Here is a 13044-nt window from a genome sequence, read left to right on the forward strand (position 1 = left end):
AGCTATACTTCGATCTGTTCCCAAGACCCAGATATAACAGAGAGTTTTGCAGCTAAGAACAAGTTAAGTCCGTGGCTTGCTTGTTCTAACCCAAATACATAGTCTTTATTTTTCCTTTCTCCAGCTTTAAATAATGATAATTCCATATGAATGTCACTATAAAGATTTGAGAAGGCTTCAACGAACCCTGCCGGGTGTCCAGGTTTCATTCGGTTATATCTAAACTGGTTAGCGTACTCACACTGTCCAGCTCTATCTAGAATTTCTCTGCGGCCGTTATTGTAGTTTAACTCTAATTCATCTGGGTTTAGCTGAAACCAACGAGCGCTCCCTTTATCACCATATATTCTGATTTGTAGTCCATTTCGGTGGCCAATAGCCGTTTTTGACATCCACATACTACCCCTTATGTTATTTGGATAGTTCAGCAACATATTTACATCATCAATTAAATTTGGATATTGAGAATGGTTAGTAAATTGTGCAATTGTTTCAGTTGGTTCTATTTCTAGTAAGTATGTTGAGAGGTGGTGTAAATGCACCCCTAAATCTAAGCAGATGGTTGGCACTTCAAAATCTTTTAAACGCCATGCTTGTGGCATCGACGATCTACCTGCAATATCCGGCGGCCTTCTGAACCCTTCTTGTGGCATTTCAAGATGAATTTTTTGGATGGTGCCAAGAGCACCTTGCTTTACGAGATGTTTCAACTCCCTCACCATAGCGTAGCCACTGTAGTTGTATGTAACAGCTAAAAAGTGTTTGTTTTTATCGTAGCAGGCTTCAATTTCAGCGACTTCAGTAGGGCCAGTAACAAGGGCTTTCTCGCAAATAATAGGTAAATTCGCTCTCAGAAGCTTGGTTATTACTTTGATATGGTGAGGTGTTGGTGTCAGTATAACAAATGCATCAACATGGTCTTTCTCTTGCTCTACAAGCTCTTCCCAATTGTTGTATAAATGCTGTTTTGAAACTCCCCACCTTTGCGCTGTTGCACGATTTTCATCTGGGTCCCTTGAAAAAGCACCTGCAACAACTGCAAACTTGTTATCGAGTTGACTTGCGGCGAAGTGGACATAGCCTACAGCTGAGTTATTGCCACCGCCAATAAAGGCAAGTTTTAATTGTTTATTGTTGTCATTCATAGATATACCTGCCTTTTGATCATAGCCATTCATCGGTAATCAATAGTTTTTCTAAACTAAATTATAGTTTCTAATTTACTGGATTAGTGAGCCTTGAATAGTTTACTGTTATTTTTTTTCGTGAGAGACTTACACACTGCTCTGATAGGCCTCTAAAATTTGTTTTAATTCTGTATTGCTTTGGTAACAATTCTATAGACATAATGATACAAGACTAAATTGCAATGTGCTTAAAGCTAGCTTCATAGTAAACCAATCAATATATTTGTAACGAGTTGCTGCTCGTATGCTGTCATAGTTGGATACAGAGGAATCGTAACAGCCTGTTTGTAGTATGTTTCAGCATTAGGAAAATCGCCTTCAGAAAAGCCCAAGGTTTGATAGTAAGGCTGTAAATGGATAGGTATATAATGCAGATGAGCGATAATACCTTGTTCGCGCATGCTTGTAATTATGGATTTATGCTTTGCTATGCCAGATCGAGTTAAACGGACAACATACAAATGGTAGCTAGAGTAGCAATTATCAGATTGTGTTAAGTGTACTATATCTGAATTTGCAAACGCATGATTGTATGTTTTCGCAATGTCATTCCGCACTGTTACAAAGTTATTTAGTTGCTTTAACTGACTCAACCCCAAAGCAGCTTGCATATCAGTCATTCTATAATTAAAACCAAGCTCTAACTGTTGATAATACCAAGGACCATGACTTGGCTCAGTCATTTCTTCAGGATGATTAGTAATGCCATGACTGCGTAAGCGCTTCATTCTTTTATCAAGCTCTGCACTGTTCGTTACAGCCATGCCACCTTCAGCTGAAGTGATGATTTTGACGGGATGAAAGCTAAAAACGGTTATATCTGAGTATTCACAGCTACCAACTGGCTTGTCTTTATATTTGGCGCCGATAGCATGAGAGGCATCTTCTATTACTTTGAAATTGTACTGTTTGGCAAGCTTCGCAATGATCTGCATATCACATGATTGCCCTGCTAAATGGACTGGGATCACAGCCTTGGGGAGTCGATTGTTTTGTTTGGCAATTGCTAGTTTTTCTTGAAGGGCTGCAACAGACATATTGCCTGTTTCAAGCTCAATATCAACAAAGTCTACTTCTGCTCCACAATAAAGTGCGCAATTACTGGACGCGACAAATGAGATTGGCGAGGTCCATACAATATCACCTTCACCAACACCTAAAGCAAGACAAGCAATATGCAAGGCTGAAGTGGCACTGTTAGCCGCACAAGCATAGTGAGCACCACAATACTCAGCAATTGCATTTTCAAATGCCGGTACAGCAGGACCTTGTGTTAACCAATCAGATTTTAATACATCAATTACGGCATTAATGTCATCTTGTGAAATATTTTGCCTACCGTAGGGAATTATTTTGTTTGCCATAATAAACTTTATAAAAGCGCTTGGACATTGAAGTGTTTAATTTCTTCAATGTTCATATAGTCCGAGTTATCTAGTGAGTTATATTCAAAACCCTGAGCAACTTTTTTACCCTTTTCACCCAATGCATTTACTGTAAAGTCATTACTGCGGCTACTAAATCTAATTCCTGGAGCGATGACATAGTGGTCTTGATATTCATATGTTTCGAAGCATAAATCTTGTGGGCACATCACTTCATGCAGTTTTTCACCCGGACGAATGCCTATTACCTTAATGGGTAAATCAGGGGCCATTGCTTTTGCTAAGTCAGTGATGCGAATCGATGGAATCTTTGGCACAAAAATTTCGCCACCAAGCATACGCTCGAAATTGGTCAATACAAAGTCGACACCTTGCTGAAGGTTGATCCAAAAACGTGTCATCTCTTCATGAGTAATTGGAATATGGTCGCGACCTTCATCAATAAACTTTTGAAAAATGGGCACTACAGAGCCTCGCGAACAAACCACATTGCCGTAACGAACAACTGAAAATGTGGTGCGATTACCACCAGCAATATTATTAGCGGCTACAAAAAGCTTATCTGACGCCAATTTAGTGGCGCCATATAAGTTAATAGGGTTGGCCGCTTTGTCAGTTGAAAGCGCAATGACTTTTTCAACATTGTTGTCCAGTGCTGCATCAATCACGTTTTCAGCACCATTTATATTAGTTTTAATACATTCCATTGGATTGTATTCAGCCGCAGGGACTTGCTTTAAAGCAGCTGCATGAATTACATAGTTGACCCCACGCATTGCGCGGCGTAAACGGTCTTTATCGCGTACATCACCGATAAAATAGCGCATACATGGTTGATCAAAGTCTTGCTGCATTTCAAATTGTTTCAGCTCATCACGAGAGAAAATAATTATTTTTTTTGGTTTGTATCGTTCAAGTAACGTTTTTACGTATTTTTTACCGAATGATCCGGTACCACCGGTAATTAAAATTGTTTTGTTATCGAACATAATGTTACCCAAGTTATTTATCATTGGCGTAGTTATAGTAAAAATTAAATACGCAAAAAGTGAAATTTAATACACTGCTCAGTACTTTACCTATTAACAGAGTAGGTTAGCAAGCACGATGCCAAGTTAATTTAGTTTAAACATGGTACAAAGTACAAAATTTGGCAAATTAAGCTATAATTCAACCATTCAGTGTGTGGGAGCCTGTTATGAAAATTCAATCACCAGCTGCTAATTTTTTTAATAATACGCAGCAAACAGGAAATAAACTTTTAGAGCAACTCGCTACCGGTAAAAAAGTAAACTCTGCGGCGGATGACGCCGCGGCATTACAAATTATTGACCGGCTAACCTCCCAACAAGATGGTTATGGGCAAGCTGTTCGCAATGCTTACGACGGTATCTCTTATTCGCAAGTGACGGAGTCAAGTTTATCTGGGGTTAATGATGCAGTGTCACGTATTCGGGAATTGTCTCTTCAGGCGGGGAATGGTGCGTTAAGTGATAATGATCGTGCTGCATTACAAGAATAAGTGGTGCAGTTACAAAGTCAAATTACAGAGACGTTTGAAAGCGCGTCTTTTGGCGGTAAGCCTTTGTTCGATGGTCAGTCAGTGTCGTTTCAAGTGGGGCCAGATGCCAATACAACACAAAAAACTACACCTTCCGACGGTAGCTTTGCTGCTGCGATTGCAACGATTGATATTTCAACTCAAGCAGGCGCACAAGCTGCTATTGATATTAGTGATCAAGCGAGCGACGAAATTAATACACAGCGTGCTAAGTTAGGTGCATTTCAAAATACGTTGGCAAGTACCATTAAAGGTTCAGGGACGCAGCAGGAAAATATTGCTGCAAGTAAAAGTCGAATTCAAGATACCGATTATGCGCAAGCAATTTCACAACAAGTCTCAAACGATATTTTGACGAATGCATCTATTGCTCTTCGTGGACAAGCTAATCAATCTGCTGAGTCTATTTTGAGTTTACTCTAACTTAATAATTAATCATTAAGTATTATTAAGTTAACCAATCCGTCTGTTTTTTGGCGTTTATGTCAAAAAACTGCCGCTATCGCTTGCATCCATGCTGAACTGGCTTACAATTTAACTAATTATACAAATTAGTGAAAGTACGGCTCGCTAAATATGATCTTGATTTTAGATAATAATAACAACCGCGCAATAGGATTAAATGCTTCACTTAGCTTTATTGGTGAAGCTTCTGAGCTATTAAGCGAAGAAAGCTTTGAGCAAGAGTGCAAAAAATATCAGCAACAAGAATGCATGATTATTTTAGGAGCGTTGCAATCACTTGACCACGAAAGCTTAATTAAACGCTATCCAACATTACCCTTTATGTTAATTGGCGAAACGCTAAAACCACTATTAAGTATAGCTAATGTGGTGGGGCTTATTTGCGAGCCATTTAATCACGAAGTGACAACTCAGTTACTTCATGATTGCCAGCAGTATCAACGTATGCTGCCTAATGAACATAAGCATACTAAACCACATAAAATTTTTGATGGACTTGTTGGTGAAACAGAGGCCGTAAAAGATGTTCGCTTTTTAATTGAACAAGTGGCAAAAACCGACGCTAATGTTTTAATTTTAGGTGAGTCAGGCACAGGTAAAGAAGTGGTTGCCCGTAATGTACACTTGCTTTCAAAGCGTATTAATGGACCGTTTGTACCTGTTAACTGTGGTGCTATTCCAGCGGAACTGCTCGAAAGTGAACTATTTGGCCACGAAAAAGGCGCGTTTACTGGTGCTATATCGGCTCGTAAAGGGCGGTTTGAACTAGCGCAAGGTGGAACGCTATTTTTAGATGAAATTGGCGATATGCCACTGCAAATGCAAGTAAAGTTGCTGCGGGTATTGCAAGAGCGAAGTTATGAACGTGTTGGCGGTACAAAGGCTATTCAGGCTGATGTACGCGTTATTGCAGCTACGCATCGCAATCTCGAAAATATGATTGAAGAGGGGAGTTTTAGGGAGGATTTATATTACCGTTTAAATGTATTTCCTATCGAAAACCCATCGCTAAGTGAGCGTGCTGATGATATACCGCTGCTTTTAAAAGAGTTAATGCGTCGCGTAAATGAGCAAACGGGTAGTACGGCTAAATTTACTGAGCGCGCAATTGAAAGTTTAAAGGAACATGCTTGGCCTGGTAATATTCGTGAGCTTGCTAACTTAGTGGAACGTATGGTTATTATGTTCCCTGAAAAAGTAGTTGATATTCCCGACTTACCTAACAAATATCGTTACATTGAAGTTGAAGCCTACGAGCCAGAATACCCTGAAGAGTTAATGGAAAAAGATGCCTTTAACGACATATTTAGCACAGGTTTTAGTGATTATGAAAGTGAGCCCGATGCTGAGTTTAGCCAAACGGGTAGTGGGCTATTGCCAGATGATGGTATTGAACTTAAAGATTATTTAGCCGAACTTGAAATTAGCTTAATAAACCAAGCGTTAGAGCGCTATGATTACGTTGTAGCGCGTGCTGCAGAAATACTAGGTGTTCGCAGAACAACACTTGTTGAGAAAATGAAAAAGTATAATCTTTCACGAGATTAAGGTTTAAAAGCAGCTGTCAGTGTTAAGTTATAAATTGGCCAAACACAGTAGATAAATAACCCCTCGTTTTGTAGGTGCGGTTTTATACCGCACTTTACTTAAAAATATTAGCAAGAGCGCGAAGTAAATTCGCACCTACACAGTTTTTACTTTTGTTGTAGAAGCTAGACTTGCTCGCGTGAAAAACAAGACTTTTAATCATTTAAATAAAACGTTATTTCACAAAGAGAAAAACGAAGGTAAATGAGAAACCATAGTCAACTCACGCTTTACTTCTCTAAAGCGCAGCGTCTCTTAACCTCTTTGTGAACAAATCACTTTTATGGTTATAAATCACTTACCCACTAAAAGTCTTAATAATTTCTTCTTTTCTAAAACAATCATTACTGTGATCGTTAACCATACCGCAGGCCTGCATATGAGCGTAAACCGTGGTTGGGCCTAAAAACTTAAAACCCCGCTTTTTTAAATCTTTAGCAAATGCAGTTGATGCCTCTGTAATTGCAGGGTAGTCCTCAGCGTTATTTAAATTACTTATAATCGGTTCATTACCCACAAGCTGCCATTGGTAGTTACTAAAACTTCCAAATTCTTCTTGTATTTCTATAAAGCGTTTAGCGTTGTTGACGGTTGCCGCAATTTTTAATCGGTTACGCACAATACCCTCATTAAGCATTAGTCTCTCAATATCATCTTGTGTGAATTGTGCCACTTTATCTACATCAAAATTAGCAAATGCTTTTTTGTAACCGCTGCGTTTTTTTAAAATTGTGTACCAGCTTAAGCCGGCTTGCGCGGATTCAAGAGTGATAAATTCAAACAGCTTTGTATCATCATAAAGGGGGACGCCCCATTCTTCATCATGGTAAATAACGTAGTCGGGTTTAGTGGTGTCGAGCCACGGGCAACGGCACTTTATTTGCTCACTCATTATTATTCCTTTTTGCGTGCGTCATTTTTATGTCACTCAAATTATTGATGTAACTTAATGATAAGTATGTAAATAAATTTTGGTATAAATCGTGCATTTAGACATGTATCTACATCAATTCGAGATTTGATTATGGCCCTTGCTAGCGTGCTAAAACCACAGTTTTTTTCTGCAAATCAGTATAACCCATGTTTACTTCAAGAGGAGTACATTGGTGAATTAAGCGATCTGCGCAAGCAAGCAAGTTGGCTTTCGCATTTGGTCGATACCATGCCAGCAGGCGTGGTTGTACTTGATGGCAAAGGGTTGATTGCAAAAGCGAATCAAATAGCGATTGATATGCTTGGCGAGCCACTTGAAGGCGAACGCTGGTTTAATGTTATTCAGCGCTCTTTTAGGCCGCATCAAGATGATGGCCACGAAGTGTCTTTAAAAGACGGGCGCCTAATAAAGCTTGATATTACCGCTTTAGCACCAGAGCCTGGGCAACTTATTTTAATGACGGATTTAACCGAAACTCGCCGTTTACAAAAACGTGTTGCACATATGCAGCGATTAAGCGCGCTGGGTAAAATGGTTGCGTCACTGGCGCATCAAGTCCGTACACCGCTCTCAGCCGCTATGCTTTACGCCGCTAATTTAGGATCAAAGCGCTTACCCGAAGCATCTCGCGATAACTTTCAAACAAAGTTAATGTCGCGTTTAAAAGATTTAGAAACTCAAGTAAACGACATGCTGTTATTTGCTAAAAGTGGCGATCAGCAAGTTGTTGAGCAAGTTTCAATGCAGCAGCTTTTAACAGAAGTTAAAGCGGGCGCTGATGCGATGGTCGCACTTAATGAAAGTGAGCTGGATGTAAGCTTACCAGAGCCAGATATACAAATAGTCGGTAATAAAACGGCATTGGCCAGTGCTATTCAAAATCTTGTGCACAATAGTATTCAAGTTATTGGCGGCGGTGCAAAAGTAAAAATTAGCGCACAAAGAGATTTAAAAGATTTAGATATGGTTCGTATTAGTGTGAGCGACAATGGCCCAGGTGTTGATTTAAGCCAAAGCGATAAAATTTTTGAACCATTTTTTACTACAAAAAGTCAGGGCACAGGTTTAGGGCTTGCTGTAGTGAGTTCGGTTGCTAGTGCGCACCAAGGTCGTGTTGATGTGACCAATAATACGCAGGGTGGTGCCTGCTTTAGTTTGTTACTGCCTATTAAAGCAACATCTAAACTAGAGGGGTCATTATGAGTAACACTATTTTAGTTGTCGAAGATGACGCAGGGCTTCGTGAAGCCTTAATAGATACCCTTGAAATTTCGGGTATTGAATGTGTTGCAGCCAACAGTGCTGAGCAAGCAATGTTACTGCTTAAAAAAGATCAATTTTCGCTTGTTGTAAGCGACGTGCAAATGGGCGCAATGAGTGGACTGGATTTACTACGCAGTATTAAATTAAACCACCCTGATTTACCTGTATTGATGATGACGGCGTACGCCACAATTGACGATGCGGTAGAAGCCATGCGCCTAGGTGCAATTGACTACATGGCTAAACCATTTGCACCTGAAGTGCTGTTAAATATGGTGAGTCGTTATTTGCCTGAAAAAGCAAAAGAAACCGACGGACCTATTGTTGCTGACCCAACTAGTATTCAATTATTGGAGCTTGCGAGTAAAGTAGCACGCTCTGATGCAAGTGTGATGGTACTTGGCCCAAGTGGTTCAGGTAAGGAAGTACTTGCTCGTTATATTCATGATAAGTCGAGCCGATGTAATGAGCCATTTGTGGCGATTAACTGCGCGGCAATTCCTGAAAATATGCTCGAAGCCACGTTATTTGGTTACGAAAAAGGAGCTTTTACGGGCGCGATTCAAGCATGTCCGGGTAAGTTTGAGCAAGCACAAGGCGGTACTATTTTACTTGATGAAATTACTGAGATGGACTTAGGGCTACAAGCTAAACTTTTACGCGTGCTGCAAGAGCGTGAAGTAGAGCGTTTAGGGGGTCGTAAAACAATCCAGCTCGATGTACGTATTTTGGCAACCAGTAATCGTGATTTAAAAGAAGCCGTGTCTGAAAATCAGTTTAGAGAAGATTTATATTACAGGCTTAATGTTTTTCCACTAATGTGGCGACCATTGTGCCAACGCCCAGGCGATATTATTGTATTGGCTAAGCATTTAATTGAGCGCCATATAAGTAAAAGCAAAGAGCCTATGGCGTATTTAGATAAAGCTGCCGAGCAAAAGTTACTGGCTCATGCATGGCCTGGTAATGTGCGCGAGCTTGATAACGTTATACAACGTGCGCTTATACTGCGCACGGGTAACACAATAAACGAGCATGCTATTTTTATCGAAAACTTAGTATCTAATAACTTTGTTATGGAGCCATCATTGGCACCAGCGCAAACAGTATCGCCAACAGAATTAGCTCACGCAGATAAAGGCGTTGATAAAAGCACGCTAAGCTCTGCATATTATGATGAAAAATCGCATGCCGAGGATGAGCCTAAGCAAGGTTTACTAGCGGCAGATACCGGTAGCTATAAAGATGAGCTTAAAGACAAAGAGCATCGCATTATTTTAGAAACCCTTGCACGTTGCCAAGGCAAGCGTAAAGACGTTGCCGAAACGTTAGGCATAAGCCCACGAACTTTACGTTATAAACTAGCACAAATGCGCGATTTAGGTATTTCACTTCCTGCATAACCTCCTATAAACCCTAAGTTTGCGCTGCGAACTTAGGGTTGTCAAAACTCTGACTAACACAAATCAAAGTTAACCTATTGTATTTTAATGATTAATTATTTGGCATGCTTTGTGCTTTATTACTTGTAAGAGTTCACTGCGTGTCAGAGATAAATTATGAAAATTCAAAACAGTGCTGTATTTCAAGAAATGCAATCAATGGCTTTAGAAGCCGGCCGTAATAATCAAATAAATAAATTGCCGACTCAAGTTCAACCTACTTCTACTTCCCAGTTTGGCGACATGCTAAGTGATGCACTAAATTCAGTGCATGGATTACAACAAGATGCCGCGCAAAAAGTAACAGCAGTTGAGATGGGTGATCGAAGTGTATCGCTTGCTGAAGCGATGATTGCTTCTCAAAAATCGTCAGTTGCTTTTGAGGCTACAGTACAGGTTCGTAATAAACTTGTTGAAGCTTATAAAGAAATCATGAACATGCCTGTTTAATTAGGTAGTGGAGAATTATTGTGGCGCAATCTAACCAATCTACAGACCTAGCACTTGCTGGTGGCGGTATTGACCAAAGTGGTGGTGATGATCAACAAGAACAAAAGTCAGGCTACTTAAGTGCTTTAAATGGTGTTGATGTATTGCGCCAAGTAACATTGGTTATAGCATTGGCTATTTGTTTAGCTATCGCGATTTTTATTATTATTTGGGCTCGTCAGCCAGATATGCGCCCGTTAGGCAAAATGCAAACTGAAGAGCTGATTCAAACGCTCGACTTTTTAGATGCGCAACAAATTGAATATCAACTAGATGGCAACGTTGTATCGGTTGATGAAAGCGAATACCAAAACATTAAATTGTTAATGACCCGCGAAGGGTTAGATCAAGGCCCTGCATCTGGCTCTGATATAATTATGCAAGATATGGGCTTTGGTGTAAGCCAACGCTTAGAGCGCGAACGCCTAAAACATGGTCGAGAACAGCAGTTAGCACGCACCATTGAAGAACTTAACAACATTACTCGCGCCAAAGTATTGTTAGCTATTCCTAAAGAAAACGTATTTGCGCGTAGAGAGAAAAAACCATCAGCAACTGTTGTATTAACGCTTAAGCGTGGTCGCTCACTCGACCGTGAAGAAGTAGACTCTGTTGTTGATATGATTGCTTCAGCAGTACAGGGTTTAGAGCCTATGCGAGTTACTGTTACCGATCAAAATGGTCGATTACTAAATTCAGGTTCGCAAAGCTCATTAGCAGCACGCTCTCGTAAAGAATACGATTTAGAACGTAAGCGCGAACAAGAGTACCTTGAAAAAATAGACAGTATTTTAATACCGGTTGTTGGGCTTGCAAACTATACAGCTCAAGTTGATTTGAGTATGGACTTTAGCTCGATTGAGGAAACTCAAAAGCGTTATAACCCAGACCTACCAGCGGTTAGAAGCGAAACCACATTTGAAGAAAATAACATTGGCGGCCTAGCTGTTGGTATTCCAGGTGCACTTACAAATCAGCCACCGTTAAACTCGAACATTCCTGAGGTTGCGGGGCAAGGTGGTGCAGGCACAGCTACATCACCAACACGCAGCCACAAAGAAGCCACGCGTAATTATGAACTCGACACTACAATTTCTCATAAGCGCCAGCAAAGTGGTGTAATACGTAGAATAAGCGTATCAGTTGCTGTTGACTACATTGCTAAAGTGGGAGAAAACGGCGAAACAACCATGACTCCACGTTCGGTAGAGGCATTGTCAAATATTCGTCGCTTACTACAAGGTGGTGTAGGTTTTGATATGCAACGTGGTGATGCACTTGAAGTAGTGACAGTGCCGTTTGTACGTGAAGAAACAAATTTAGCAATAGAAGTGCCACTGTGGGAACAAGACTGGTTTATGAAAATAGCCCGCCTTGTATTAGGCGCCTTAGTTATCATTGTATTGATAATGGCAGTAGTAAAACCAATGCTTAAGCGCTTAATTTACCCAGACGATACACTAGAAGAATACGACGAAGATGCATTAAGTTCAGGCGTAGATATTGGCGACAACACGCTTGATATGCTAAATAAAGACTTTGATTCTGCTTCGGTTGGTTTCTCAAGTGATGGTACACTGCAGTTACCGGATTTACATGGCGACGAAGATTTACTTAAAGCAATTCGTGCCCTTGTAGCTAACGAACCAGAACTATCATCACAAGTAGTCAAAGCGTGGTTAACAGAAGATGACTGATCAAGAACAAAAACAACTCCCGCCAGCCTTTGATGTTGATAAGCTAGATGGGGTAGATAAAGCCGCTATATTACTTTTGAGTTTATCAGAAGAAGATGCCGCGCAAATCCTTAAACACTTAGAACCTAAACAGGTGCAAAAAGTGGGTATGGCGATGGCTGGGTTACAGGACTTATCACAAGCTAAGATTAGCGCTGTACACAACTTGTTTATAGAACAAATTCAAAGCTTTAGTACCATTGGTTTTCAGTCAGAAGACTTTATTAAAAAAGCGCTTACAGCAGCACTTGGTGAAGACAAAGCCGCTAGCCTTATTGACCAAATTGTTATGGGCTCAGGCGCTAAAGGTTTGGATTCATTAAAATGGATGGACTCTAAGCAGGTAGCAAACATTATTCGTAATGAGCATCCACAAATTCAAACCATTGTATTATCGTACTTAGAGCCAGAGCAGTCTGCTGAGATTATTGCTCAGTTCCCTGAAAAAGTGCGCTTAGATTTAACCATGCGTATTGCAAACCTTGAAGAAGTTCAGCCAGCAGCACTGCAAGAGCTAAACGAAATCATGGAAAAACAATTTGCCGGCCAAGCAGGTGCACAAGCCGCTAAAATGGGTGGCTTAAAAGCTGCTGCAGATATTATGAACTACCTAGATACCAACGTAGAAGGGCAGTTAATGGACTCTATTCGTGAACATGACGAAGAGATGTCGCAGCAAATTCAAGATCTTATGTTTGTGTTTGAAAACTTAATGGATGTTGAAGACCGCGGTATTCAAGCAATCCTACGAGAAGTACAACAAGACGTATTAATGAAAGCAATTAAGGGCACCGACGATGCGCTTAAAGACAAAATACTGGGCAATATGTCTAAACGTGCAGCCGAAATGCTTGCTGATGATTTAGAAGCTATGGCACCGGTACGTATAAGCGAAGTAGAGGCGGCGCAAAAAGAGATTTTATCAACAGCGCGTCGTTTATCTGACTCAGGTGAAATTCAGCTGGGCGGCGGCGGTGGCGAGGAGTTCCTGTAAA

The 13044-nt window shown here is 40.5% G+C and carries 10 protein-coding genes and 1 pseudogene; 7 read left to right on the forward strand and 4 right to left on the reverse strand.

Annotated features, from left to right (window positions below):
- Positions 1 to 2 precede the first annotated feature (2 nt).
- The 3 genes from AAEY68_RS07290 to pseB form a co-directional block, all read right to left on the reverse strand.
- Positions 3 to 1145, reverse strand: a complete 1143-nt coding sequence (locus AAEY68_RS07290; protein ID WP_350585742.1) for a Gfo/Idh/MocA family protein — start codon at positions 1143 to 1145, stop codon at positions 3 to 5.
- 242 nt (positions 1146 to 1387) lie between these two features.
- Complete coding sequence (gene pseC / locus AAEY68_RS07295; protein ID WP_350585756.1) at positions 1388 to 2539, reverse strand: UDP-4-amino-4,6-dideoxy-N-acetyl-beta-L-altrosamine transaminase; 1152 nt, start codon at positions 2537 to 2539, stop codon at positions 1388 to 1390.
- A gap of 20 nt (positions 2540 to 2559) precedes the next feature.
- The gene (gene pseB / locus AAEY68_RS07300) at positions 2560 to 3561 is read right to left on the reverse strand and encodes a UDP-N-acetylglucosamine 4,6-dehydratase (inverting) (protein WP_350585743.1); all 1002 of its coding nucleotides are present in this window, start codon (positions 3559 to 3561) and stop codon (positions 2560 to 2562) included.
- A gap of 209 nt (positions 3562 to 3770) precedes the next feature.
- Between pseB and AAEY68_RS07305 the strand changes: the two are divergent.
- Together AAEY68_RS07305 and AAEY68_RS07310 are read left to right on the forward strand one after the other, a co-directional pair.
- A pseudogene (locus tag AAEY68_RS07305) lies at positions 3771 to 4556 on the forward strand (flagellin N-terminal helical domain-containing protein).
- Between the two features lie 153 nt (positions 4557 to 4709).
- Entirely contained in the window at positions 4710 to 6146 is a 1437-nt protein-coding gene (locus AAEY68_RS07310) for a sigma-54 dependent transcriptional regulator (RefSeq protein ID WP_350585744.1), read from the forward strand.
- A gap of 337 nt (positions 6147 to 6483) precedes the next feature.
- Here AAEY68_RS07310 and AAEY68_RS07315 read toward each other — a convergent pair whose 3' ends face one another.
- Entirely contained in the window at positions 6484 to 7077 is a 594-nt protein-coding gene (locus tag AAEY68_RS07315; RefSeq protein ID WP_350585745.1) for a DNA-3-methyladenine glycosylase I, read from the reverse strand.
- Between the two features lie 132 nt (positions 7078 to 7209).
- Between AAEY68_RS07315 and AAEY68_RS07320 the strand changes: the two genes are divergently transcribed.
- From AAEY68_RS07320 to fliG, 5 genes are all read left to right on the forward strand, one after another.
- Positions 7210 to 8322: a sensor histidine kinase gene (locus AAEY68_RS07320; RefSeq protein ID WP_007581877.1), complete on the forward strand. Its 1113-nt coding sequence runs from the start codon at positions 7210 to 7212 to the stop codon at positions 8320 to 8322.
- The gene (locus AAEY68_RS07325) at positions 8319 to 9785 is read left to right on the forward strand and encodes a sigma-54-dependent transcriptional regulator (protein ID WP_350585746.1); all 1467 of its coding nucleotides are present in this window, start codon (positions 8319 to 8321) and stop codon (positions 9783 to 9785) included. Before AAEY68_RS07320 ends, AAEY68_RS07325 begins: the two co-directional genes overlap by 4 nt.
- A 156-nt stretch (positions 9786 to 9941) precedes the next feature.
- Positions 9942 to 10274: a flagellar hook-basal body complex protein FliE gene (gene fliE, locus AAEY68_RS07330; RefSeq protein ID WP_007581879.1), complete on the forward strand. Its 333-nt coding sequence runs from the start codon at positions 9942 to 9944 to the stop codon at positions 10272 to 10274.
- Between the two features lie 20 nt (positions 10275 to 10294).
- A complete protein-coding gene (fliF, locus tag AAEY68_RS07335; protein WP_350585747.1) occupies positions 10295 to 12010 on the forward strand; it encodes a flagellar basal-body MS-ring/collar protein FliF in 1716 nt (571 codons plus the stop codon).
- Positions 12003 to 13043 carry a flagellar motor switch protein FliG gene (fliG, locus tag AAEY68_RS07340; RefSeq protein WP_007581881.1) on the forward strand — a complete coding sequence of 347 codons (1041 nt, stop codon included), beginning with the start codon at positions 12003 to 12005 and terminating at the stop codon, positions 13041 to 13043. Before fliF ends, fliG begins: the two co-directional genes overlap by 8 nt.
- Position 13044: the final 1 nt, after the last annotated feature.

Source organism: Pseudoalteromonas sp. RB2-MNA-CIBAN-0110 (genome assembly GCF_040309305.1).
Taxonomy (GTDB): domain Bacteria; phylum Pseudomonadota; class Gammaproteobacteria; order Enterobacterales; family Alteromonadaceae; genus Pseudoalteromonas; species Pseudoalteromonas arctica.